21 protein-coding genes are annotated in these 23,575 nt (G+C 61.3%); 7 read left to right on the top strand and 14 right to left on the bottom strand.

The genetic code is table 11. From position 1 onward, the window contains the following. Positions 1–61 precede the first annotated feature (61 nt). On the top strand, positions 62–3,013 hold the full coding sequence (locus CXP40_RS18805) for an HD domain-containing phosphohydrolase (protein WP_106734998.1): 2,952 nt from the start codon (positions 62–64) through the stop codon (positions 3,011–3,013). A gap of 136 nt (positions 3,014–3,149) precedes the next feature. Here the strand turns inward: CXP40_RS18805 and CXP40_RS18800 are convergent, their stop codons facing one another. Further along, the gene (locus tag CXP40_RS18800) at positions 3,150–3,491 is read right to left on the bottom strand and encodes a YggL family protein (RefSeq protein ID WP_045735171.1); all 342 of its coding nucleotides are present in this window, start codon (positions 3,489–3,491) and stop codon (positions 3,150–3,152) included. Between the two features lie 247 nt (positions 3,492–3,738). Here CXP40_RS18800 and dacB point away from each other — a divergent pair, with 247 nt between their 5' ends. Continuing rightward, the gene (gene dacB / locus CXP40_RS18795) at positions 3,739–5,175 is read left to right on the top strand and encodes a D-alanyl-D-alanine carboxypeptidase/D-alanyl-D-alanine-endopeptidase (RefSeq protein WP_106734997.1); all 1,437 of its coding nucleotides are present in this window, start codon (positions 3,739–3,741) and stop codon (positions 5,173–5,175) included. A gap of 70 nt (positions 5,176–5,245) precedes the next feature. Here the strand turns inward: dacB and rlmKL are convergent, their stop codons facing one another. Next, positions 5,246–7,426: a bifunctional 23S rRNA (guanine(2069)-N(7))-methyltransferase RlmK/23S rRNA (guanine(2445)-N(2))-methyltransferase RlmL gene (gene rlmKL / locus CXP40_RS18790; RefSeq protein ID WP_106734996.1), complete on the bottom strand. Its 2,181-nt coding sequence runs from the start codon at positions 7,424–7,426 to the stop codon at positions 5,246–5,248. Positions 7,427–7,841: 415 nt separating this feature from the next. Between rlmKL and rmf the strand changes: the two genes are divergently transcribed. Next, positions 7,842–8,057, top strand: a complete 216-nt coding sequence (gene rmf, locus CXP40_RS18785; RefSeq protein WP_003244273.1) for a ribosome modulation factor — start codon at positions 7,842–7,844, stop codon at positions 8,055–8,057. Positions 8,058–8,150: 93 nt separating this feature from the next. Here the strand turns inward: rmf and CXP40_RS18780 are convergent, their stop codons facing one another. Next, positions 8,151–9,173, bottom strand: a complete 1,023-nt coding sequence (locus tag CXP40_RS18780) for a quinone-dependent dihydroorotate dehydrogenase (protein ID WP_106734995.1) — start codon at positions 9,171–9,173, stop codon at positions 8,151–8,153. Positions 9,174–9,259: 86 nt separating this feature from the next. Continuing rightward, positions 9,260–9,481: a DUF2835 domain-containing protein gene (locus CXP40_RS18775; RefSeq protein WP_106734994.1), complete on the bottom strand. Its 222-nt coding sequence runs from the start codon at positions 9,479–9,481 to the stop codon at positions 9,260–9,262. A gap of 144 nt (positions 9,482–9,625) precedes the next feature. Here CXP40_RS18775 and CXP40_RS18770 point away from each other — a divergent pair, with 144 nt between their 5' ends. Further along, entirely contained in the window at positions 9,626–10,507 is an 882-nt protein-coding gene (locus CXP40_RS18770; RefSeq protein WP_106734993.1) for a DUF6685 family protein, read from the top strand. Positions 10,508–10,520: 13 nt separating this feature from the next. Here the strand turns inward: CXP40_RS18770 and recX are convergent, their stop codons facing one another. The 3 genes from recX to CXP40_RS18755 all read right to left on the bottom strand — a co-directional run bounded on the left by recX (position 10,521) and on the right by CXP40_RS18755 (position 12,625). After that, a complete protein-coding gene (gene recX, locus CXP40_RS18765; RefSeq protein ID WP_099523409.1) occupies positions 10,521–10,982 on the bottom strand; it encodes a recombination regulator RecX in 462 nt (153 codons plus the stop codon). 11 nt (positions 10,983–10,993) lie between these two features. Then, on the bottom strand, positions 10,994–12,037 hold the full coding sequence (gene recA, locus CXP40_RS18760; protein ID WP_106734992.1) for a recombinase RecA: 1,044 nt from the start codon (positions 12,035–12,037) through the stop codon (positions 10,994–10,996). A gap of 87 nt (positions 12,038–12,124) precedes the next feature. After that, on the bottom strand, positions 12,125–12,625 hold the full coding sequence (locus CXP40_RS18755) for a CinA family protein (RefSeq protein ID WP_106734991.1): 501 nt from the start codon (positions 12,623–12,625) through the stop codon (positions 12,125–12,127). A 110-nt stretch (positions 12,626–12,735) separates the two neighbouring features. Between CXP40_RS18755 and CXP40_RS18750 the strand changes: the two genes are divergently transcribed. From CXP40_RS18750 to fdxA, 3 genes are all read left to right on the top strand, one after another. After that, the gene (locus CXP40_RS18750; RefSeq protein ID WP_106734990.1) at positions 12,736–14,040 is read left to right on the top strand and encodes a PAS domain-containing methyl-accepting chemotaxis protein; all 1,305 of its coding nucleotides are present in this window, start codon (positions 12,736–12,738) and stop codon (positions 14,038–14,040) included. A 91-nt stretch (positions 14,041–14,131) separates the two neighbouring features. Next, positions 14,132–16,699, top strand: coding sequence for a DNA mismatch repair protein MutS (gene mutS, locus CXP40_RS18745; protein WP_099523420.1), 2,568 nt, complete (start codon positions 14,132–14,134; stop codon positions 16,697–16,699). Between the two features lie 138 nt (positions 16,700–16,837). Then, positions 16,838–17,161, top strand: coding sequence for a ferredoxin FdxA (gene fdxA / locus CXP40_RS18740; protein WP_017678218.1), 324 nt, complete (start codon positions 16,838–16,840; stop codon positions 17,159–17,161). Between the two features lie 448 nt (positions 17,162–17,609). On the opposite strand, the gene rpoS is transcribed toward fdxA, so the two are convergent. The 7 genes from rpoS to ispF form a co-directional block, all read right to left on the bottom strand. Next, complete coding sequence (gene rpoS, locus CXP40_RS18735; protein WP_004424060.1) at positions 17,610–18,617, bottom strand: RNA polymerase sigma factor RpoS; 1,008 nt, start codon at positions 18,615–18,617, stop codon at positions 17,610–17,612. A 101-nt stretch (positions 18,618–18,718) separates the two neighbouring features. After that, a complete protein-coding gene (locus CXP40_RS18730) occupies positions 18,719–19,597 on the bottom strand; it encodes a peptidoglycan DD-metalloendopeptidase family protein (protein ID WP_179544462.1) in 879 nt (292 codons plus the stop codon). A 48-nt stretch (positions 19,598–19,645) separates the two neighbouring features. After that, entirely contained in the window at positions 19,646–20,584 is a 939-nt protein-coding gene (locus CXP40_RS18725) for a DUF368 domain-containing protein (protein WP_106734989.1), read from the bottom strand. Positions 20,585–20,609: 25 nt separating this feature from the next. After that, a complete protein-coding gene (locus tag CXP40_RS18720) occupies positions 20,610–21,245 on the bottom strand; it encodes a protein-L-isoaspartate(D-aspartate) O-methyltransferase (protein ID WP_177429695.1) in 636 nt (211 codons plus the stop codon). 38 nt (positions 21,246–21,283) lie between these two features. Then, positions 21,284–22,033: a 5'/3'-nucleotidase SurE gene (surE, locus tag CXP40_RS18715; RefSeq protein WP_106734987.1), complete on the bottom strand. Its 750-nt coding sequence runs from the start codon at positions 22,031–22,033 to the stop codon at positions 21,284–21,286. After that, positions 22,021–23,079, bottom strand: coding sequence for a tRNA pseudouridine(13) synthase TruD (truD, locus tag CXP40_RS18710; RefSeq protein WP_106734986.1), 1,059 nt, complete (start codon positions 23,077–23,079; stop codon positions 22,021–22,023). Before truD ends, surE begins: the two co-directional genes overlap by 13 nt. Further along, positions 23,076–23,549, bottom strand: a complete 474-nt coding sequence (ispF, locus tag CXP40_RS18705; RefSeq protein ID WP_004424049.1) for a 2-C-methyl-D-erythritol 2,4-cyclodiphosphate synthase — start codon at positions 23,547–23,549, stop codon at positions 23,076–23,078. Before ispF ends, truD begins: the two co-directional genes overlap by 4 nt. Positions 23,550–23,575 lie beyond the last annotated feature (26 nt).

Genomic DNA, 23,575 nt, shown 5'->3' with positions numbered 1-23,575 from the left:
AGATTCGCCCACACTTCACTATGCTGTTGGAGCCTGCAGCGCCAGCAAGGAGTGAAGTGCGATGCCCAATACAGCGGTTGCGCGCGAACGCCGTTTTCCCCTGCATGTTCACATCAGCGTCCTGTTCACCTTGCTACTGCTGTTCACCGGCGTGGTGCTGGGGCTATTCAACTATCAACAGACCAGCCGACTGATCTTCTCCAGCAGTTCGACCCTGTTCGAGCGCATCCAGTACGACGTGCAGAAGGATCTAGATAGCACCTATCGCCCGATACGCCATCTGCTCAGCCTGCTGGCGCTGCACCCCGCCACCCAGGCCGATACGCTCGACGAACGCCTGGAAATGTTGCCGCTGTTCGTTCAGGCCCTGCGCGACAACCCCAAGCTGGCCTCGATCTACCTGGGCTATGAAGATGGTGATTTCTTCATGGTCAGACCGCTGCGCAGCGAGATGCTCAAGCAACGCTTCGACGCACCGGACAAAGCCGCCTACCAGGTCTGGGCCATCGACCGTAGCAGCGTCGGTACCGACAGCGACTACCTGTTCTATGACGGCTCGTTGAACCCGCTCAGCCGCCGGCAGAACCTCAGCGAACCCTATGATCCGAGGCAACGCGAGTGGTTCAAGCGCGCCCGCGGCGACGGTGGGCAGATCACCACCGCACCCTATCTGTTCTTCTCCACCCAGGAAATCGGCACTACCCTGGCCAGGCGCAGCGGCCTGACCACGGTGATCGGCGCAGACCTGACCCTGGATGACCTGTCCGCCACCCTGGCCAGCCATCGCGTCACCCCCAACACCCAGGTGGTGCTTGCCGACAGCGATGGCAACGCCGTGGCCTACCCCGAGAGCAGCCGTCTGCTCAAGGATGTCGACGGCAAGGTATCGCTGGTCAAGGTCAGCGAGCTCAACCCTGCCCTGGGTGAACTGCTGGCCAGCCAGTTGAACGAACAGGACGCAGGCGTCATCGAGCTGGCCAAGCAGCGCTGGGCCATGGCCCATCGGCACATTCAGGAAGGAGGCCCGCAAGGTTTGCATCTGGCGCTGCTGGTCCCCGAGCAGGAACTGCTGGCCGAGGCATACCGCATACGCTGGCAGGGTGCCCTGATCACCCTCACCACCTTGTTGCTGTGCCTGCCCCTGGGCTGGCTGACCTCGCGCCTGGTGGTCAAACCGCTGCGCAGCCTGGTGCAGGAGGCACAGGCCATCCGCCGCTTCGACTTCGCCTATCCGGCCAGCGGGCGCTCGCCGATTCTCGAGGTCGACCAGTTGGCGGTGTCCATGAGCAGCATGAAGGACACCCTGTCGAGCTTCCTCGACATCGCCGCCAGCCTGTCTGCGGAAACCCAGTTCGAAGCACTGATCAAACGCGTGATGGACGCTACCGTCTCCATCAGCGAGGCCCAAGGCGGCCTGCTCTACCTGCTGGACAACGACAGCGGCCGTCTGGAGCCCCATGGGCTGATCATCGACGGTCAGAGCCGCAACCTCGCCGACCTCGGCATCCACGGCCTGGCCCATGACGACCCAACCCTGCCCACCTGGTTACAACGCCCAGCCAGCGGTGGTAACAGCATCGCCACCTCCATCGGCTTTGATCAGGCGGGGAAATTCCAGGGGCTGCTGTCGGCCATGGATAGCCCGCGCCTGCACCTGATCGCGGCCGGCCTGCACAACCGTCAGGGCGATACCGTCGGCGTGCTGGTGCTGCTGCAACGTGACACCGGCGAGAACAGCGAGAGCATGCTCAGCCCCGACCGTGTCGCCTTCGTAGATGCCGTCTCAGACAGTGCAGCCCTATGCATCGAGAGCCAGCGTCTGCTGGCCAGGCAGAAGCAGTTGCTCGATGCCTTCATCCAGCTGATCGCCGGCGCTATCGACGCCAAGAGTCCCTATACCGGCGGCCACTGTCAGCGCGTACCGGAAATCACCCTGATGCTGGCGCGCGCCGCTGCCGAGAGCGACGCCCCCGAGTTTCGTGATTACCACCCAAACGACGAAGAATGGGAGGCGCTGCATATCGCTGCCTGGCTGCATGACTGTGGCAAGGTAACCACGCCGGAATACGTTGTCGACAAGGCGACCAAACTGGAAACCCTGTACGACCGCATTCACGAAGTGCGCATGCGTTTCGAGGTGCTCAAGCGCGATGCCTGGATCGCCTATTGGCGTGCCCGCACCGAAGGTGGCGAGGAGGCGGCGCTGGCCAGGCTGCGCGACCAGTTGCTGAGCGATCTGGACGACGAGTTCGCCTTCATCGCCCGCATCAATCTGGGGGGCGAAGCCATGGCCGATGCCGACCAGGCGCGCCTGCAGCAGATCGCCGAACGCCGCTGGCTACGCACCCTGGACAATCGCCTGGGCGTGTCCTGGGAGGAAGCCAAGCGCCTGGAACGCTCGACACCTGCAAGCCTGCCGGTGGAAGAACCGCTGCTCGCCGACCGCCCCGAGCACCTGATCGAGCGCGTTGGCCAGGAGGTGATCGCACCGGACAATCCCTGGGGCTTCAAGCTGGAAGTGCCGCCGTACAAATTCAACCGCGGCGAGTTGCACAACCTGAGCATCGCCCGCGGCACGTTGACGGCCGAGGAGCGCTACATCATCAATCATCACATCGTGCAGACCATCCTGATGCTCGATCGCTTGCCCTTCCCCAAGCATCTGCAGAGCGTCACCGAGATCGCCGGCGGGCACCACGAGAAGATGGACGGCAGCGGCTATCCCAAACGTCTGACGCGCGAACAGATGAGCCTGCCGGCACGCATGATGGCAATCGCCGATATCTTCGAAGCACTAACGGCGGTGGATCGCCCCTACAAGAAAGGCAAGACGCTGTCGGAGGCGCTGAACATCATGGTCGGCATGTGCAAGGGCGCGCACATCGACCCGCAGCTGTTCGCGCTGTTCATTCGCGCCGGCATCTATCGGCGCTACGCCGAACGTTTCATGCAGCCCGAACAGATCGATCAGGTGGACGAACAGATGCTCTTGGAAAAGGCAGGAGTGCTGTAGGAGCGAGCTCTGCTCGCGAAACGTTGGTCAACGCTTCGACTCGAGAGCAGAGCCGCTCCTGCAGTCAGGTATCAGGCCATGGCCTGGATCAGCCAAAAGCTGAGGCAGCGCCTGGGAACCCGGCGCCGAGTAGCTATCAAGCCTGGTTGATCGGGTTTTCCGGGTACCAGACGTCCTGCAGCGGGCTGAGCTCGAACTTCTCCAGTTCGTCACGGCCTTTCAGCCAGGCCTCGACGGCAGCGCGCTGCTCTTCATTGACCGAGCCACGCTTGGCCAGGCAGACCAGGCCGAAGTCTTCACCACCGACGTAATCCAGACCATTGCCGGCGATGGCCTGATCGAGGAACTGATCGACGAAATCGTCGAGGGTCTGATCGCTCAGGTCAGCCTTGAAGTTCAGGGTCAGCTCGAAGCCCAGCTCCTGGAATTCATCGACACAGAGCTTCTTGCGCAGACGGCGGGAACGGTTGGTCGCCATGAAACAATCCTCAAAGGTAATAACGCGCGGCACTCTAGCAGTTTCGCAGGCAGAGCGCCCGTTTTGTGTCGCCCCGCAGCCCCTCGAACATGTTGAACGCCAGCTGTTTGCAGTGGCTGTTTTTAAATAGACGAGGCCGACTGCAAGCCAATTCTTACGGCATAATGCCGACAACTTTTCCCCGAGTCGGACTGTCGTTTGTCTGTCTCTCTCGTTACTCCCGCCTGACTGCGGAAGGTTCTTGTCGATGATCCAGCGGTTTCGCCAACTGGCGCTGAGCGCCCTGCTTCTCCCCCTTGCCCTGTCCTGCCATGCTGCCAGCGCCGCACTCCCTGCCAAGGTCGAGCAGGCCCTGAAGGCCAACAAGATTTCCAACAACTCGCTGTCGGTGATGACCGTACCCCTGGGCGGCCAGGCTGGCGGCCTGCAGTTCAATGCCGATGTTTCGGTCAACCCGGCCTCGACCATGAAGCTGGTGACCACTTATGCCGCATTGGAATTGCTGGGGCCCAACCATCAGTGGAAGACCGAGTTCTATGCCGACGGCCCGCTGAAGGATGGCGTGCTGCATGGCAATCTCTACCTCAAAGGCGGCGGCGACCCGAAACTGAACATGGAGAAGCTCTGGCTGTTGCTGCGCGACCTGCGCATCAACGGCGTGCGTCAGGTCCAGGGCGACCTGGTGCTCGATCGCAGCTTCTTCGTCGCCCCGCAGTTGCCGGCATTCAACGACGACGGCGGCGATGCCAACAAGCCGTTCCTGGTGAAGCCCGACTCGCTGCTGGTCAACCTCAAGGCGCAACGCTTCATCACCCGTGCCGAAGACGGCAAGGTGAGCATCGCCATGGACCCGCCCATCGCCTCGATCCGTATCGATAACCAGGTCCGCCTGCTCAAGGCCGCCCAGTGCCCATCCTGGCCTGACATTCGCTACAACGCAGTGGATCAGTTCGATGGCACCACACTGATCGTCAGTGGCCAGTTGGCCGAAGGCTGCAGCGCGCAGACCTACCTGTCGTTGCTCGACCACCCCAGCTACGCAGCGGGCGCGGTACGCGGCATCTGGCAGGAACTGGGCGGCAAGATTCTCGGCAAGGACCGCCAGGGCCCCGTGCCGGAAAAAGCCCGCATGCTGGTACGCGCCTTCTCGCCCGATGTGGTGGAGATCGTCCGCGACATCAACAAGTACAGCAACAACACCATGGCACGGCAGTTGTTCCTCAGCATCGGCGCACAGTTCCGTACCGAAGCCGACAAGGATGACTCCATGGCCGCGCAGCGCGTCATCCGCAGTTGGCTGGCACGCAAGGGCATCACTGCACCGCACCTGGTGATGGAGAATGGCTCTGGCCTGTCGCGCGCCGAGCGCATCAGCGCACGGGAAATGGCGCTGATACTCCAGGCGGCCTGGCGCAGCCCTTACGCTGCGGAGTTCCGCAGCTCGATGCCGCTGGTGGCCATGGACGGCACCATGCGTCGACGCCTGCAGCGCACGCCGTTGGTGGGTGAGGCGCACATCAAGACCGGCACCCTGAATAACGTACGTGCCATCGCCGGCTTCAGCCGCGACAGCAACGGCCAGGACTGGGCCGTGGTCGCCATCCTCAACGACCCGAAACCCTGGGGCGCCACCTCGATTCTCGATCAGGTACTGCTCGACACCTACAGCCAACCCAAGCGCTGACGATCACGTAGCCCGAATGCAATCCGGGGCTTTTATGAACCAGGCCCCGGATTGTGTCCGAGCGACGCAATCAGCGGGCGGTGAAACGCCAGGCGCGATGGATCTTGGGATTACGCGCGAAGTCCGGGTCCAGCGTCTGCGTGCTGATTTCCTCGACCTGATAACGCGCCACCAGGCTCTCATCCAGCTGGAACTTGCGGAAGTTGTTGGAGAAGTACAGAACGCCGCCACGGGCCAGACGCGCCATGGCCAGGTCGAGCAGCTCGACGTGGTCACGCTGCACATCGAACACACCTTCCATGCGCTTGGAGTTGGAGAAGGTTGGCGGGTCGATGAAGATCAACTCGTACTCACCGCGGTCCTCTCCCAGCCAGGCCATCACGTCGCCCTGCTCCAGGCGGTGCTTGTCGGAAAAACCGTTGAGCGCGAGATTACGCCGCGCCCAGTCCAGATAGGTTTTTGACAGATCGACGCTGGTGGTGCTGCGCGCGCCACCCTTGGCCGCGTGCACGGTGGCCGTCGCGGTGTAACAGAACAGGTTGAGGAACCGCTTGCCGGCCGCCTCACGCTGCAGACGTAGGCGCAACGGGCGGTGATCGAGAAACAGCCCGGTATCCAGATAATCGGTGAGGTTGACCAGCAGCTTGACCCCACCTTCGTTCACTTCCATGAACTCGCCCTGCGCCGCCTGACGCTGATACTGCTTGGTACCGGCCTGGCGTTCACGACGCTTGATGACCACACGACTCTGCGCCACGCCCAGCGCCTGCGGGATTGCCGCCAGGGCATCGAGCAGGCGTGCCTGCGCCTTGTCCGGGTCGATCGAACGGGGCGCGGCATATTCCTGAACATGTACGTAGTCGCGGTACAGATCGACTGCCACGGCATACTCGGGCATGTCGGCATCGTACAGCCGATAGCACTCGACGCCTTCGCGGCGCGCCCACTTACCCAGTTGTTTGAGATTCTTCTGCAGACGATTGGCGAACATCTGCCCGCCTTCGGACAGACGCGCCTGTTGCGGCGCATCCTGCGCTGGCTCTTGATCGTCTTCGCGCGCACGCCGCTCACCGGTAACGAACTGCTCGGTCTGCACCTTGATCAACAACAGTTTGCAGGGCAGTGCGCCGTTCCAGAACGCGTACTGCTTGTGGCTACGCAGGCCCATGCGCTTGCCCAGTTCGGGCGCGCCGGTAAATACCGCCGCTTCCCACCCCAGGCAGGCCTGGCGCAGGCGCTCGCCGAGGTTTTGATAGAGATACAACAGGCTGGCTTCGTCGCCCAGGCGCTCGCCATAAGGCGGGTTGCTGATCACCAGGCCCTTCTGATTCTGGTCCGGGCGCGGCTCGAAACTGCCCAGCTCGCCCTGATAGATTTTCACCCAGTCGGACAGACCGGCGCGCTCGACGTTGTTGCGCCCAGGCTGGATCAGCCGCGGATCGGCTTCGTAACCACGAATCCACAACGGCGGCTTGGCCAGACCCGCTGCCGCGCGCTGCTCGGCTTCGGCGTGCAGCTTCTTCCAGATTGCCGGCACGTGGCCGAGCCAGTTGGAGAAGCCCCAGCGCTCACGCTTGAGGTTGGGGGCGATATCGGCTGCCATCAACGCCGCCTCCACCAGGAAGGTGCCCACACCGCACATCGGGTCAGCCAGGGCGCCACCCTCAGCGGCAATGCGCGGCCAACCGGCACGGATCAACACCGCCGCAGCCAGGTTCTCCTTCAGCGGCGCAGCCCCCTGCTGAAGGCGGTAACCGCGCTGGTGCAGGCTATGACCGGAAAGATCCAGGGAAAGCACCGCCTCACCGCGGTCCAGGCGCAGATGCACGCGCAGGTCCGGGTTGAGTTTGTCGATGCTGGGCCGCTCGCCGCCCGCGGTACGCAACCGGTCGACAATAGCGTCCTTGACCTTGAGTGCACCGAAGTGGGTGTTGTCGATACCCGAACCGTTGCCACTGAACTCCACTGCCAGGCTGCCGGACGGCTCCAGATGGTCTCTCCAGTCGATCGCCTGCACGCCGTCATAAAGCTCGTCGGCGTTGTTCATGGCAAAACGCGACAGCACCAACAGCACGCGGTTGGCCAGACGCGACCACAGGCACAGCCGATAAGCCACTTCGATTTCAGCGTGGCCGCGGATCGCAGCCGTTTGCTCGCGCGCTTCTTCCAGCCCCAGCGCCCTGGCCTCTTCCAGCAACAGCCCTTCTAGCCCCTTGGGGCAGGTCAGCACGATTTCGTAACGATCAGACATGGATGTTCCACTGCCTATGGCAATCAGAGAGGTGCGGCGGCGCACCTCGACTCAAAATAAGTGACAAAAGGTCACAGCGCGACCCTTCGTCGGAATAAGCAAGCACTCTCATTTGCACTAGCAAAATGACGGCATCTGCGTGCATAGCCAGATATGACGGTGCCTGGCCGAAAGAGGCTGGACGTATCACCAGCCCCCTTATGGCCTCACCCGCATTTAGGTTACGCCCTTATGACAAATCGATCATTCACAGGCCCCGGTGCATTCGTTAGAACACTACCTAAGGCTTTCGCTGCAACGGCGAAGGCACAGAAAGTTCGCCACGCCGGCAGCGGACTTTCGCAGGCAGAAGATTCTGCCCGGCCTTGCCACAAGGCCAACGGGACATAACAGTCAACAGTGAGGGCAACACCCTATGAGAAGACTTAAGCGTGATCCGTTAGAAAGAGCTTTTTTGCGCGGCTATCAGTACGGCATCAATGGTAAATCCCGCGAACTTTGCCCCTTTACCCTACCTTCGGTTCGTCAGGCCTGGCTCAATGGCTGGCGTGAGGGCCGTGGCGATAACTGGGATGGGCTGACCGGCACAGCCGGTATTCATAGACTCAACGAACTTCACGCTGTCGGCTGATCAGGAACACACCCGACTTCACCATGCCGACCCCCTCCGGGCGGCGGGCGCAAGCCCAGGGGCTCCTTCGGGAGCCCTATTTATTTACGCAGCTTATTTGCGCAGCGCGGCAATCGCATCAACCGCCTCGCGAATCAGGGCCGGTCCTTTGTAGATGAACCCTGAATAGATCTGAACCAGGCTCGCACCCGCAGCGATCTTCTCCGCCGCATGCTTGCCTTCGGTAATACCGCCAACCGCGATGATCGGCAGACGCCCCGACAACTCACCGGCCAGTACCTTGACGATATGCGTGCTCTTGTCACGTACGGGTGCACCCGACAGACCACCTGCCTCATCCCCGTGGGCCAGCCCTTCGACGCCCTCACGACTAAGCGTGGTGTTGGTGGCGATCACCGCATCCATATCAGCACCCAGCAACGCGGAAGCCACCAGCGCGGTCTCTTCATCGCTCATGTCAGGGGCAATCTTGATCGCCAGTGGCACGCGTTTGCCATGCTCCTGGGCCAGATCTTCCTGACGACGACGCAGCGCCTCGAGCAACTCCTTCAACGAATCACCGAACTGCAGACTGCGCAGCCCCGGCGTATTGGGCGAGCTGACGTTGACCGTGACGTAACTGGCGTGGGCATAAACCTTGTCCAGGCAAGCCAGGTAATCATCCACTGCCCGCTCGACCGGCGTATCGAAGTTCTTGCCGATATTGATACCCAGCACACCATTGAACTTCGCTGCCTTGACCCGCTCGAGCAAATGATCGACGCCACGGTTGTTGAAGCCCATGCGATTGATCACCGCCTCGGCCTCCGGTAGACGAAACAGTCGTGGCTTGGGGTTGCCCGGCTGCGGACGTGGGGTCACGGTGCCGATCTCGACGAAACCGAAGCCCAACTGGGCGAAACCATCGATGGCATCGCCATTCTTGTCCAACCCCGCTGCCAGACCGACCGGATTGGCGAACTGCAAACCCATCACGTTTACCGGCAGGCTGGCCGGCGCCTTGGTCAGCAGGCCGTTGAGCCCCAGCCGACCACCAGCACCGATCAGATCGATGGACAGCTCATGGGAAGTTTCCGGGGACAGTTTGAACAGCAGCTCGCGGGCCAGGGAGTACATGATCAGGCTCAGCTCGACAGGTAGAGGGTTGGCAGCCGGCGATTATAGCCGCGCAGGCGGCTCCGGCGCGAGGCAAGTGCGCCAGATCAGTCCAAAGGGCGTAAGCTCAGTAACTCGCCGGAGCTATTGAATTCCAGCACGAAGGAACCAAAGATGCCGGCGTGGGTCAAATACGGCCGCAAATGATGGGCCGGCAAACTGACGCGGCGCCCGTCGCGGCTTTGCGCCATAATCCGGTTAGCTTGGCCACGATAGATGGCCTGCAACCGTTCGGCCGATAACGCAATATCCAGCACCAAGCTGGGCATGGAGGCACCCTCGCAAATGAATGCGGCTATTTTGCCACAGACCTGTAACGCGACAGGCACTCACGCGCCGCGCTACGCTATATGGGCAATAGCCATCCGCGTCTGCCACACTGCAGCAGACGCTTCAGGAGCGATCTGCCGGCCATGAGCCTGTCCGAATCCTCAACTCTCAGCAGCCGCCTGGCTGCACTGGCTCAGCGCATGGGCCTGCTCGGCCGCAGCTCACGGCAGATATTCGCCAGGGCCAGCGCTCTGCGCCTGCCATTCAAACCCTTGCCAGCAGCGGTCGAAAGCATTGGCTGGCACGACGGCCCGCAACTGCAGCTTCTGCTCAACCTGCCTCGCGGCGCACTTTCCGGCCCCGTGCAGGAAGACAAAGCACAGGCCCACTCCGCACTGACTCAAGTAGTGGAAGCGCAAACGCAGCAACTGCAATCGTTCGATCTGCGCCTGATCGATGGCTTCGCCTGTCCTTGTCCGGTACCAGGCTACGTGAGCTTCGAAGACTACGCGGCAAGCGAACACTGCAAGCAGGTGCGCATCATCAGCTACAAGGATTTCGTCAAGACCGTCAGCCAGGCGTTGCCGCGCTTTCTCGCCGGCGAGCCGATAGAGCTGCGTCAAGCCAACTGGCGCGGCTCGCGCACCTTCTGGTCAGGGGATATGCACGGCGAAGCCTTCGCCGGAGCAATCGCCTATGCGCGCAGACGCGAACTGGAAGTGTTGCTGCCAGCCAATCTGGTTCGCTATCGTTTGAATGAAGCGGGCCTGGACAACCTGCAAAATCGCTATCACGTACTGGCCATGCCAGAGGCGGCGTGGAGTGATCCCAGTTTCATGGGGCTGCTTCTGGACAACGGCATCCCCTATGCACGCCTGTCGCTACTGAAGAAAGCCGGCACCCCGGAGTTCCTCCTCCTGCCCAAAGAGCATCAGGAAGCCACTGCACTTGGTGAGGGGTTGCGCCTGGCCGGCGCACCAGACGTGCCGAGCCATCTACGTCAGTTGGCCATCCAGCCAGCCTGAGCAGACTGGCGCGCTATTCATCGCAACCGCGCAACAGACGCCCGATCATATCCAGCGAATAACCACGATAGGCCAGAAACCGGCCTTGCTGAGCACGCTCTCGAGCATCCCCAGGAAGCCGACTGGCAAACTTGCGCTGCCAGGTTTCACGCAACTGCTCGAACCAGTCGATACCACTTTCACGCAGAGCCTGATCGACATCGCTACGCGCAAGCCCACGCTGGCCGAGCTCCTCGCGAATACGCAACGGCCCGTAGCCAGCACGCGCACGATAAGCAACGAAACTTTCCAGATAGCGGGCCTCGGATAGCAAGCCCTCCTCCGATAGCCGCTGCAAAGCCGCGTCGATCATGTCCTCGGAAGCGCCACGCTTGCGCAACTTGCGCGCAAGCTCGACGCGTCCATGTTCACGCCGCGCCAGTAGATCCATGGCCGCCCGCCTGACGGCGAGCGGGTTATCCAGTACGACGGTCATGCTCTGACGACTTAGAAGTCGACTTCAGCATCAGCCAGATCGGCAGCCGGAGCCTTGGCCGGAGTGCTGCTGACCAGCAGCTTCTCGCGAATGAGACCTTCGATCTCGCGCGCCACTTCCTGATTGTCTTCCAGGTACTTGGCCGCATTGGCCTTGCCCTGACCGATCTTGTTGCCTTTGTAGCTGTACCAGGCACCCGACTTCTCGACCAGGCCCTGTTGCACGCCGAGATCGATGATCTCGCCATTACGGTAGATGCCTTTGCCGTAAAGGATCTGGAACTCAGCCTGGCGGAAAGGTGGCGCGACCTTGTTCTTGACGATCTTCACGCGAGTTTCGCTGCCCACGACCTCTTCGCCTTCCTTCACCGCACCAGTACGGCGGATATCCAAACGAACCGAGGAGTAGAACTTCAGGGCGTTACCACCAGTGGTGGTTTCCGGGCTACCAAACATCACGCCGATCTTCATACGAATCTGGTTGATAAAGATCACCAGGCAGTTGGCGTTCTTGATGTTACCAGTGATCTTGCGCAGCGCCTGGCTCATCAGACGCGCCTGCAGACCTACGTGCATGTCGCCCATCTCGCCTTCGATTTCCGCCTTGGGCACCAGAGCTGCCACGGAGTCGACGATGATCACGTCGATAGCGTTGGAGCGCACCAGCATGTCGGTGATTTCCAGCGCCTGCTCACCTGTGTCCGGCTGCGATACCAGCAGATCATCGACGTTGACGCCGAGCTTGCCGGCATAATCCGGGTCGAGTGCATGCTCGGCATCGACGAAGGCACAGGTGGCGCCAAGCTTCTGCGCTTCGGCGATCACCGAAAGAGTCAGCGTGGTCTTACCAGAGGATTCCGGGCCGTAGATCTCGACGATACGTCCCTTCGGCAGGCCGCCAATACCCAGTGCGATATCCAGCCCCAGCGAACCGGTGGAGATAGCCGGAATGGCCTGACGCTCATGGTCGCCCATGCGCATGACCGCGCCCTTGCCGAACTGCTTCTCGATCTGACCCAGGGCAGCCGCCAAAGCGCGCTTCTTGTTCTCGTCCATTACCATCCTCACGTATTAACAAGGGCCCCTAGGGCCGCCAACAACTGTATAAGTAGCCAGTATTATTCCACAGGGCAAGTCGCCCGCCTACCCCATAAGCGGATTTTCCTCCGCCAACAGGCGCAGAAGCCCCGCCAGAGCGGCCTCGACCGTTTGTCGGCGCACCTCATCGCGGTTACCAGCAAACTGCTTTCGCACACTGAAAAGACGCTCGCCGTCGCCCCAGGCCAACCAGACCGTACCGACTGGTTTGTCCACGGAACCACCTCCCGGCCCCGCCACACCACTGACAGCCACGGCATAGCGCGCCCCGCTGTTGGCCTGAGCGCCACGCACCATCGCTTCGACTACCTCACGGCTAACGGCGCCCACACTGGCGAAAAAGTCGGCACACACAGCCAACTGCTTGGTTTTCTGGGCGTTGGAGTACGTCACATAGCCGGCCTCGAACCAGGCCGAACTGCCAGGGATACGAGTGATTGCCTCGGCAATACCGCCGCCTGTACAGGACTCCGCAGTGGTGACCTGGGCAGCTTGCACCTGTAATGCTGCACCCAGTTGTTCGGCCAGTTGGCTGATTCTGTCCATATCCACTCCTCGCTCATCGAACGGCAAACCCTACACAGCTTGCACCGCCAGTGGAAACGGCAAATTTCGTCTACTGTTATCACGGCTAGGGTGCGACAGGAGGCACTGCAATGTGGCTGTCACGGAACAAGGAACACAAGGACGCGCAGGATCTGGGAGCGGCGGAGCTACAGGCCATTCGCCAATCGATGGCGATGATCGAATTCACCCCGGACGGCATCATTCTCGACGCCAACCCAGCCTTTCTTGGCGTGGTGAATTATCGCCTGGAGGATATTGTCGGCAAACACCACCGCATGTTTTGCCCCAGAAGCCTGAGCGAGAGCCTCGCTTATCAGCAGTTCTGGCAGCGCCTACGCCAGGGTGAGCACTTCAGTGATCGATTCCCTCGAGTGACGCGAGACGGCAAGGAGGTCTGGCTGGAAGCGACCTACATGCCAATCCGTGACGCCCAGGGCTCGGTGACCAAGGTCATGAAGATTGCCACCGACATCACCCGGCAGGTAGCGGCCGAACATATGCACGAGAGCTATATCAAGGCCATCGACCGCTCCATGGCGGTGATCGAGTTCAACCTCGAGGGTCAAGTTGTCAGTGCCAACCAGAACTTCCTTGACCTGATGGGTTATCGCCGAGAGGAGGTGGTTGGCCAGCATCACCGGCTCTTCTGCCTGAACGAGGACAGCCACAGCGAGGACTACCATCAGTTCTGGGCTCGCCTTAACAAAGGCGAGTTCATGTCCGATCGCTTTCGTCGAGTGACCAAACAAGGCCGTCAGGTCTGGCTGCGCGCCACCTACAACCCCCTGTACGACGCTAACGGCCGCGTCTATGGCGTCGTGAAATTCGCCAGCGACATCACCGCTCAGGTCGAACGCCGCGACTCGGAGGCTGCCGCCGCCCAGTTGGCTCACGACATCGCCAAGGAAACCGACGTTTCCGCCGATCACGGCACGCGCACGGTAGCCCAGACCGTCGAGGTGGTTGCCGACATTGCCAGCGAACTGGCTCATGTGGCCGAACAGATAGAAGGCCTCAACAAACAATCCGAGCAGATCACCAGCATCGTTCAGGTGATCCGCAGTATCGCCGATCAGACCAATCTACTGGCACTCAACGCGGCCATCGAAGCAGCGCGCGCCGGTGAACAGGGCCGCGGCTTCGCCGTAGTGGCCGATGAAGTGCGCCAACTGGCCTCGCGAACCAGCCAGGCCACCCAGGAGATCAACGGCGTCGTTCAACAGAACCAGAGCCTTACGCGCAACGCAGTGGCCAGCATGGCAACCACGCGAGAGCGTGCACGCACCGGCGTAGACCTGGCCAACCAGGCCGGCGAAGTGATTCGTGAGATACGCAGCGAGTCGCAGCGCGTGGTTGAGGCTGTGGCCCAGTTCTCGGTGACCTTCACCGACTGACAGGTAATCGCGTCAGATTCGCAGCCCACGTGAGGGACGAAGTATGGGAAAATTCCCGGCTTCGTCACACCCACTGCACGTAAGGCCCGGCATGACCGATCTCTCCGCACACACCCCGATGATGCAGCAGTACTGGAAGCTGAAGAACCAGCACCCGGATCAGTTGATGTTCTATCGCATGGGTGACTTCTACGAGATTTTCTACGAAGACGCGAAGAAGGCAGCCAAGCTGCTCGACATCACCCTGACCGCACGCGGCCAGTCGGCCGGCCAATCGATCCCCATGTGCGGTATTCCTTTTCATTCGCTCGAAGGCTATCTGGCCAAGCTGGTCAAGCTCGGCGAGTCTGTGGTGATCTGCGAGCAAATCGGCGACCCGGCCACCAGTAAAGGCCCGGTGGAGCGCCAGGTGGTTCGTATCATCACCCCCGGCACCATCAGCGACGAAGCCCTGCTCGATGAGCACCGTGACAACCTGCTGGCCGCCGTCCTCGGCGACGAACGTCTGTTCGGCCTGGCCGTACTGGATATCACCAGCGGCCGCTTCAGCGTGCAGGAGATCAAAGGCTGGGAAAACCTGCTGGCCGAACTGGAACGCTTGAGCCCCGCCGAGCTGCTGATCCCGGATGACTGGCCGCAAGGTCTACCCGCCGAGAAGCGCAAAGGCTCGCGCCGCCGCGCGCCGTGGGATTTCGACCGCGACAGTGCCTTCAAGAGCCTGTGCCAGCAATTCAGCACTCAGGACCTGAAAGGCTTCGGCTGCGAAAACCTGACCCTGGCCATCGGCGCCGCCGGCTGCCTGCTCGGCTATGCTAAAGAAACTCAGCGCACCGCCCTGCCCCACCTGCGCAGCCTGCGTCACGAGCGCCTGGACGACACGGTGATCCTCGACGGCGCCAGCCGCCGCAATCTCGAGCTGGACATCAACCTCGCCGGCGGCCGCGACAACACCCTGCAGTCGGTGATGGATCGTTGCCAGACCGCCATGGCCAGCCGCCTGCTGGGCCGTTGGCTGAACCGCCCGCTGCGTGATCGCGCGGTGCTGGAGGCGCGCCAGGACGCCATCGCCCGCCTGCTCGATGGTTATCGCTTCGAAACGCTGCAACCGCAGCTCAAGGAAATTGGCGACCTGGAACGCATCCTTGCCCGTATCGGCTTGCGCAACGCCCGCCCACGCGACCTCGCCCGCCTGCGCGACGCTCTGGCGGCACTGCCCGAACTGCAGATGGCGATGACCACGCTGGACACCCCGCACCTGCAACAGCTGGCCGGCAGCATCTCCACCTACCCGGAACTGGCCGACCTGCTGGCCCGCGCCATCATCGACAACCCGCCGGCGGTGATCCGTGACGGCGGCGTGCTGAAAACCGGCTACGACGCCGAGCTGGACGAGCTGCAGGCGATGAGCGAGAACGCCGGCCAGTTCCTCATGGATCTGGAAGCTCGGGAGAAGGAGCGCACCGGCCTGGCCAACCTCAAGGTCGGCTACAACCGCGTGCACGGCTACTTCATCGAACTGCCGACCAAGCAGGCCGAGTCGGCGCCAGCTGACTATATCCGCCGACAGACGCTCAAAGGCGCCGAGCGTTTCATCACCCCGGAACTGAAGGAGTTCGAGGACAAGGCGCTCTCAGCCAAGAGCCGCGCCCTGGCACGGGAAAAGATGCTCTACGACGAGTTGCTCGAGCGTCTTATCGGCCATCTGGCGCCGCTGCAGGATAGTGCCGCGGCCCTCGCCGAACTGGACGTACTGAGCAACCTGGCCGAGCGCTCGCTGAACCTTGACCTGAATCGCCCGCGTTTCGTCGACGAACCATGCATGCGTATCGACCAGGGCCGTCACCCGGTGGTCGAGCAGGTGCTGACCACGCCCTTCGTGGCCAACGATCTGGATCTCGACGACAGCCGCCGCATGCTGGTCATCACCGGGCCGAACATGGGCGGTAAATCGACTTACATGCGCCAGACTGCGCTGATCGTGCTGCTGGCCCATATCGGCAGCTTCGTGCCGGCGGCGGCCTGCGAGCTATCGCTCGTCGACCGTATCTTCACCCGTATCGGCTCGAGCGATGACCTGGCTGGCGGCCGCTCCACCTTCATGGTGGAGATGAGCGAAACCGCCAACATCCTGCACAACGCCAGCGAGCGTAGCCTGGTGCTGATGGACGAGGTAGGCCGCGGCACCAGTACCTTCGACGGCCTGTCGCTGGCCTGGTCAGCCGCCGAGCACCTGGCGCGCCTGCGCGCCTTCACCCTGTTCGCCACACACTATTTCGAGCTGACCGTGTTGCCGGAAAGCGAGCCGGTGGTGGCCAACGTGCACCTCTCGGCCACCGAGCACAACGAGCGCATCGTCTTCCTCCACCACGTTCAGCCAGGCCCCGCGAGCCAGAGTTACGGCCTGGCCGTAGCGCAACTGGCTGGTGTACCCGGCACGGTAATCAGCCGCGCACGCGAGCACCTGGCGCGCCTGGAAGCCACCAGCCTGCCGCATGACCTGCCGCGCCAGGAAGCCGGCCAGCCCCAAGCGCCGATGCAAAGCGATCTGTTCGCCAGCGTGCCGCACCCGCTGCTGGAGCAATTGCACAAGATCAATCCGGATGATCTGACTCCACGCAAGGCGCTGGAGCTGTTATATACATGGAAGACGCAGATCTAACGCTCAATACAACAAACTGCTAGAATCGCGCGCAATTTTACGACCGCCCGGTTTACAGCCTGAGCCGCGGCCACAGAAAGAGCGCCTGACAGCCCTTCATAGAAAGGGCTCAGGCCGCCGCCCGAGGAGAGAATCAGAATGACCTTCGTCGTCACCGACAACTGCATCAAGTGCAAATACACCGACTGTGTGGAAGTCTGCCCGGTGGACTGCTTCTACGAAGGCCCGAACTTCCTGGTCATTCACCCGGATGAATGCATCGATTGCGCCCTGTGCGAGCCGGAGTGCCCAGCGCAGGCGATCTTCTCGGAAGATGAAGTGCCCGAAGACCAGCAGGAGTTCATCGAACTGAACGCCGACCTGGCTGAAGTGTGGCCGAACATCACCGAGAAGAAAGAAGCACTGCCGGACGCCGAAGAGTGGGATGGCGTGAAGGACAAGCTGCAACATCTGGAGCGCTGAGTTCGCCCAGAAACACAAAGACCCGCCAAGTGCGGGTCTTTTACTTTCAGGCTCCGGAACGACGGAGCGTCAGGCTGGCACTACGAATAACGCGCAAAAAAAGGGGCGGCTTGCGCCGCCCACTTTTATTCCCTAGTCCCTTTGTTTCCCAACTCATCATCCTGATGAATCGCGTCTTGCGATGTTCCTGACCCTCATCCTGATGGCCTGTGCTTGTCCCTGAGCACGGGTGTGATATTAGCCGCTTCAGGCAACCGCACAACCCGACTCAGATTGACCCAGCTTGTTCATGATTTTTTTAAAATCTTTAAAAAACAAATAGTTAAGTAAAATCTCAGTAAAAACCATGTGCTTTCAGAACATATACTGACAATACCTGTAAGCGATGGCTTACATAAGCGCGCATAAAAAACCCGGCCGGAGCCGGGTTCGTGGTCGAAGCGAAACCTCACTGAAACAAGGCGTCGCTGGACAAGCCGTTCTTCTCGAGAATCTCCCGCAGGCGCTTGAGCGCCTCGACCTGAATCTGCCGCACTCGCTCACGAGTCAGGCCGATTTCCTGCCCTACTTCTTCAAGGGTACAGCTTTCATGGCCGCGCAGACCGAAGCGGCGCACAACGACTTCCCGTTGTTTGTCGGTCAGGTCGGAAAGCCACTGATCGATGCTCTGCGACAGATCATCGTCCTGCAGCAGCTCGCAGGGATCGGTCGGGCGATCATCGGTCAGGGTATCGAGCAACGTCTTGTCCGAGTCAGGGCCTAGCGAGACATCCACCGAAGACACCCGCTCGTTGAGGCCGAGCATGCGCTTGACCTCACCCACCGGTTTCTCCAGCAGGTTGGCAATTTCTTCCGCAGAAGGCTCATGGTCGAGCTTCTGGGTCAGCTCACGAGCCGCTCGCAGGTAGACGTTGAGCTCCTTGACCACATGAATCGGCAAACGGATGGTTCGCGTCTGGTTCATGATGGCGCGTTCGATGGTCTGGCGAATCCACCAGGTTGCATAGGTCGAGAAACGGAACCCCCGCTCCGGATCGAACTTTTCCACGGCGCGAATCAAGCCGAGGTTACCCTCCTCGATCAGATCGAGCAGGGAAAGACCGCGATTGACATAACGTCGGGCGATCTTCACGACCAGCCGCAGGTTGCTCTCGATCATGCGCTTGCGCCCGGCAGGATCGCCCTTCTGCGCCAGACGCGCGAAGTGCACTTCCTCTTCGGGAGTGAGCAAGGGAGAGAAACCGATTTCGTTGAGGTAAAGCTGAGTGGCGTCTAGCGCCCGGGTGTAGTCGATGTACTTGTGCTGCTTGGATGGGGTGGCGTTCTTGGCCTTGGTACGTGCGACCGGCGCTTCCACCTCATCGCCCTGAACCTCGCCGAAAACGATGCCAGGCTCCATGAGGAGCAGTTCATCGTCGACGTCAAACTCCGGCGCTTCTTTTTTGATGAGAGCCATTGTTGTTGTCCCTAGCTGAGTTCGACAACAGACTCTGGCGGAACCGTCCTGGCCACACCTGAGCCCGTCCCTCCTACGTGATGGAACGGGTCAGCGACGGATCAACGACGTGGCAGATATTGCAGCGGATCGACAGGTTTACCTTGGCGGCGAATCTCAAAATGCAGCTTCACCCGGTCGGCCCCTGTGGACCCCATTTCGGCAATACTTTGCCCGGCTTTGACCTGCTGCCCCTCCCGTACCAACAACCTGCGGTTATGACCGTAAGCACTTACGTAGGTATCGCTGTGCTTGATGATGATCAACTCGCCGTAGCCCCGCAAACCACTCCCGGCGTACACCACTGATCCATCAGACGCAGCTAAAACAGGCTGGCCTAATTGCCCAGCGATATCAATGCCTTTATTCAAACTACCGTTTGAGGAAAAACGACTGATCACCGTGCCTTCAGTTGGCCAGGACCAACCACTGGCAGAGCGACTCACTGGAGTGACTGGCGTCGTCGCTGGCGTATTGGCTACCGGCGGGCGAGCGGGCTGAGTTGCAGGCGGCGCAGTCACGGCAACCGGTGGACGGCTGGGCACTGGCTGGGTGATAACCGTCGAGGTGGTTGGAGGCGGTGCCGAAGCGACCGGCTGACTGTTACCCACCGGGCGGTTGTCGAAACGGATCGTCTGGCCAACGCGGATCACGTAAGGATCACGCAGGCCGTTATGGGCAGCCAGCGCCTTCCAGTCCCAGCCGAAACGAAAGGCAATGGAGTAGAGCGTGTCGCCACGCTGCACCACATAGTGGCCGCTGCGCACGGGCTGACGCTGTACTACTGGAGCACGCCCCTGGTTCTGTCCACGGTCGACTACCTGCACACCACCTGGGGGCGAGCTGGCACAGCCGACCAACGCGGAGGCAGCAAGCATGGCCAGAGGCAGGCGAATGGCTGCTACTGCGCGGACTAGCACGTGAAGGACGGTCCAACTCACCCAACAGCTCCCTGAATGATTCCGAGTACGACGCCTATTGTGCCGTATTTATTCGGCGCGACCAGTATCGACTGGCCGACGACTCGCCAGCCACTCCAAACCGAGCACCAGAACGATGCCGCCGATTGCCAGCGCAATGGCAAACAGCAACTGCGGATCCTGACCACTGATTTCGGCAAATTTCCCTGGCAGCAGGTTGCTCTCCAGTAACGGCACCTGCTCGCCCTTGCTGTCGATACGCCAGCTCAGAGTCTCCTTCCAGGGCCAGACCTTGTTCAGCGAACCCAGCATCAGGCCAGCGAGAAACGCCAGACTGAGGTCACGCCAACGTGAAAGCAGCCAACTTAGCAGGCGAGCGAAACTGAGAATGCCAACCAGACAACCGCTGGCAAACACCGCCAAGACCATAAGATCGAGCTCTTTCACCGCCCCCAATACCACCGAGTAAAGACCCAGCAGAAGCAGGATGAAACTGCCCGAAATACCCGGCAGGATCATTGCGCAGATAGCGATGGCACCAGCCAGAAACAGAGTCGGCAGGTCACTGCCCCACTGCATGGGCGCCGCAACGGTGATCCAGTAGGCGAAAGCCAGACCGAGCACAAAACTCACCACCCTGCTCCAGTTCCACCGCCCGATCTCGCGCCCCACCAGATAGGTGGACACCAGAATCAATCCGAAGAAAAACGACCACACCGGAATTGGATGATGGTGCAGCAAATAGGTGATCAAGCGCGCGAGCGTCAGGATACTGGTGAGGATGCCGCACAACAGCACCAGCAGAAAGGTCGCGTTGGCCATCTGCCAGGCGTCCTTGATGCGACCACGCAGCAAAAGCAGGAGCGCTTCGGGAATGCTGGCGATGGAGCGCAGCAGCTCGTCATAAATGCCACTGATGAAAGCGATGGTGCCGCCGGAAACGCCGGGCACGACATCTGCAGCGCCCATGGCCAAGCCCTTGGCATAGAGCAGAAAATGTTTCTTCATGGATCCTTCCGGAGCGAAAAAGCGATCAGGCCAGCGGCCCGTTGAGTAATGGCACGAAACGCACCGCATCGAGCACATGCCGGGAAAAGCCCTGCTCTTCACGTACGATCAGCAACAACTGCTGCACATCGCCACTGCCGACCGGGATGACCAGCCGTCCACCTGGAGCCAGTTGATCGAGCAAGGCCTGCGGCACTTGCGCGGCAGCGGCGGTGACGATAATGCCGTTGTACGGGCCGAGCGCGTTCCAACCTTCCCAGCCATCACCCCAGCGAAAGACCACGTTGCGCAGCTTGAGTTCGACCAGACGCTCCTTGGCGCGATCCTGCAGCACCTGGATGCGCTCCACAGAGAACACCCGCTCGACCAGCTGTGCCAGCACGGCGGTTTGGTAACCGGAACCGGTACCGATCTCCAGCACCTTGTCCAGCGGGCCAGCGGCCAGCAGCAGTTCGGTCATGCGACCGACCATGTACGGCTGGGAAATCGTCTGGTTATGCCCAATGGGCAGCGCCGTGTCTTCATAGGCACGGTGCGCCAGGGCCTCATCGACGAACAGATGACGCGGTGTACGGCGGATCACTTCCAGTACCCGCGCGTTCGACAGCCCTTCTTCATAGAGGCGCTGGATCAATCGCTCACGGGTGCGTTGCGAGGTCATGCCGATCCCGCTGCGCTGCATGTCGTCCTGGCCACGCATCAGAAGATGCCCTCCAACCAGCCATCCATAGTTTCGAGAGCCTCATTGAACGTGCGATCAAGCCGTAGCGGCGTGATCGATACATAACCTTGCATCACCGCATGAAAATCAGTGCCCTGACTGCCATCCTCGACATCACCGGCTGCAGCAATCCAGTAACCTTCCTTGCCACGCGGGTTGACCACCTTGACCGGAGCCGCCGCGCGCGCGCGATGGCCAAGCCGGGTCAGCTGTACGCCACGGATATGCTCAAGCGGCAGGTTCGGCACGTTGACGTTGAGCACGGTGCGCGGCGGCAGTTCGAGCTGATCGTGCGCCTCGACCAATTTACGGGCGAAATAGGCAGCGGTCGGCAGGTTGTCGGGGAGACGCGACAGCAGCGAGAAAGCGAACGCTGGCTTGCCCAGGAAACGCCCTTCGAGCGCGGCGGCGACGGTGCCGGAATAGAGCACGTCATCACCCAGGTTAGCACCGAGATTGATGCCAGAGACGACCATGTCCGGCGTCTGCTCGAGCAAGCCATTGAGCCCCAGGTGCACGCAATCGGTCGGCGTGCCATTAAGGCTGATGTAGCCATTGGCCAAGGCCATGGGATGCAGCGGACGATCAAGAGTCAGCGCGCTGCTGGCGCCGCTCTTGTCTTCGGCAGGCGCGATCACTACGCACTCGGCATAGTCGGCCAGCGCTTGGTGCAACGCAGCGATACCGGGTGCGTTCACCCCGTCGTCGTTGGAAATCAGAATTCGCATGGAGTATCCGTCTGCCCTGCTGGCACCAGATCGAGCAATTCGCGCACCACCACGGTGGCGAAACACCCGGCCGGCAGGACGAATGCAAGTTGCAGAATATCGGGTTCGGGATAATGCCATGACAGGCCGCCGATGGGGAGGCGCAGAATTCGCCGTTCGTGCGCCATGTCCGCCTTGATCAGCCATTGCACCAGTTGCCCGGCCTCATCGGCCACCGCCTGCTCCAGCTGCTGGGTCTCACCAGCGGTCGGCAACGGACCGTCCCCCCAAAGCGGGCCGGTGGGATGCAGATCGAGAATAGCCAGGCGCGGGTCAACACACTCGGCCTCACCAGCCATGAAGAAACTACGACTGGCAGTGAAGGCCAGCAGGTCGCCGACCTGCGCCTGGTTCCAGGTACCGGCAGCCACACGCTTGGCCAGCACCTGGTTGAACAGGTAACTGCGCGCCGAAGAGAGCAGGCGCGAACGCAGATTGCGTTGCACCGGCAATTCCTGGCGCGAGGCAAAATCACGCGCCTGCTCGACGTTGCCGCCATCGAAGCCAAAGCGCTGCAAGCCGAAATAGTTGGGCACGCCTTGCTCGGCGATACGCTGCAGACGCTGCCCCAGCGCGTCGCGGTCCGCCTCAAGGGCAGTCAGGCGCAAGGTGAAGCCATTGGCGGCATGGGCACCACGCTGCAATTTGCGGTTGTGTCGCTGGCTGCGCAGGATGGCCAGATCATCGCCCTGCGCAGCGGCCAGGTCGGGGTCGGCCTTGCCCGGCAGGTGCAGACTGAACCACTGTCGGGTCAGCGCCTGACGATCCTTGAGTCCCGCGTAACTGACCGCCTTGAGCGGCAGGCCGGCAGCGCGGGCTATCCGCCGGGCGGCCTCCTCGGTATTCAGGCCACGCTTTTCCACCCACAACCACAGATGCTCACCCTGGCCAGTGAGCGGGATATCCAGTACTTCATCGACCTGAAAATCCTCGGCAGTGGCCTTGAGTACCGCACGACCACAGGCCTCGCCATGGGCGCGCGGCCCCAGCAGTTGCAGCTCGTTCATGCCTTGACCAGCAAGGCGACGGCGTGCACCGCGATACCTTCCTCACGTCCGGTGAAACCGAGCTTCTCGGTGGTGGTGGCCTTGACGTTGACCTGATCCAGTTCGATACCCAGGTCCTCGGCAATGCGCTCGCGCATGCTCTGGATATGCGGCGCCATCTTCGGTGCCTGAGCGATGATGGTGGCATCGACGTTACCCACCGCGTAGCCCTTGCCACGCACCAGGCCCATCACATGGCGCAGCAGCGCACGGCTATCGGCACCTTTGAAAGTCGGATCGGTATCGGGGAAATGTTTGCCTATATCGCCCAGCGCTACTGCACCAAGCAGGGCATCGCTCAGCGCGTGCAGCAGCACGTCGCCGTCGGAATGAGCGACAAGACCAAACTTATGGGGAATCCGTACGCCGCCGAGGGTGATGAAATCACCTTCGCCGAAGCGGTGTACGTCATAGCCATGACCGATACGCATAAAGAACAACGCCCTGAAAAAGTCAG

This window comes from Pseudomonas sp. YY-1, from assembly GCF_002843095.1.
GTDB classification, from domain to species: domain Bacteria; phylum Pseudomonadota; class Gammaproteobacteria; order Pseudomonadales; family Pseudomonadaceae; genus Aquipseudomonas; species Aquipseudomonas sediminis_A.
Note: the sequence above shows the minus strand (reverse complement) of the source record. Positions and strands in the feature narration are given on the sequence as shown.

What these genes read in the sequence shown, in the direction of transcription:
- CXP40_RS18805 (WP_106734998.1), top strand. Translation starts at nt 62, where the DNA reads ATGCCCAATACAGCGGTTGCGCGCGAACGCCGTTTTCCCCTGCATGTT.
- CXP40_RS18800 (WP_045735171.1), bottom strand. Translation starts at nt 3,491, where the DNA reads ATGGCGACCAACCGTTCCCGCCGTCTGCGCAAGAAGCTCTGTGTCGAT.
- dacB (WP_106734997.1), top strand. Translation starts at nt 3,739, where the DNA reads ATGATCCAGCGGTTTCGCCAACTGGCGCTGAGCGCCCTGCTTCTCCCC.
- rlmKL (WP_106734996.1), bottom strand. Translation starts at nt 7,426, where the DNA reads ATGTCTGATCGTTACGAAATCGTGCTGACCTGCCCCAAGGGGCTAGAA.
- rmf (WP_003244273.1), top strand. Translation starts at nt 7,842, where the DNA reads ATGAGAAGACTTAAGCGTGATCCGTTAGAAAGAGCTTTTTTGCGCGGC.
- CXP40_RS18780 (WP_106734995.1), bottom strand. Translation starts at nt 9,173, where the DNA reads ATGTACTCCCTGGCCCGCGAGCTGCTGTTCAAACTGTCCCCGGAAACT.
- CXP40_RS18775 (WP_106734994.1), bottom strand. Translation starts at nt 9,481, where the DNA reads ATGCCCAGCTTGGTGCTGGATATTGCGTTATCGGCCGAACGGTTGCAG.
- CXP40_RS18770 (WP_106734993.1), top strand. Translation starts at nt 9,626, where the DNA reads ATGAGCCTGTCCGAATCCTCAACTCTCAGCAGCCGCCTGGCTGCACTG.
- recX (WP_099523409.1), bottom strand. Translation starts at nt 10,982, where the DNA reads ATGACCGTCGTACTGGATAACCCGCTCGCCGTCAGGCGGGCGGCCATG.
- recA (WP_106734992.1), bottom strand. Translation starts at nt 12,037, where the DNA reads ATGGACGAGAACAAGAAGCGCGCTTTGGCGGCTGCCCTGGGTCAGATC.
- CXP40_RS18755 (WP_106734991.1), bottom strand. Translation starts at nt 12,625, where the DNA reads ATGGACAGAATCAGCCAACTGGCCGAACAACTGGGTGCAGCATTACAG.
- CXP40_RS18750 (WP_106734990.1), top strand. Translation starts at nt 12,736, where the DNA reads ATGTGGCTGTCACGGAACAAGGAACACAAGGACGCGCAGGATCTGGGA.
- mutS (WP_099523420.1), top strand. Translation starts at nt 14,132, where the DNA reads ATGACCGATCTCTCCGCACACACCCCGATGATGCAGCAGTACTGGAAG.
- fdxA (WP_017678218.1), top strand. Translation starts at nt 16,838, where the DNA reads ATGACCTTCGTCGTCACCGACAACTGCATCAAGTGCAAATACACCGAC.
- rpoS (WP_004424060.1), bottom strand. Translation starts at nt 18,617, where the DNA reads ATGGCTCTCATCAAAAAAGAAGCGCCGGAGTTTGACGTCGACGATGAA.
- CXP40_RS18725 (WP_106734989.1), bottom strand. Translation starts at nt 20,584, where the DNA reads ATGAAGAAACATTTTCTGCTCTATGCCAAGGGCTTGGCCATGGGCGCT.
- CXP40_RS18720 (WP_177429695.1), bottom strand. Translation starts at nt 21,245, where the DNA reads ATGACCTCGCAACGCACCCGTGAGCGATTGATCCAGCGCCTCTATGAA.
- surE (WP_106734987.1), bottom strand. Translation starts at nt 22,033, where the DNA reads ATGCGAATTCTGATTTCCAACGACGACGGGGTGAACGCACCCGGTATC.
- truD (WP_106734986.1), bottom strand. Translation starts at nt 23,079, where the DNA reads ATGAACGAGCTGCAACTGCTGGGGCCGCGCGCCCATGGCGAGGCCTGT.
- ispF (WP_004424049.1), bottom strand. Translation starts at nt 23,549, where the DNA reads ATGCGTATCGGTCATGGCTATGACGTACACCGCTTCGGCGAAGGTGAT.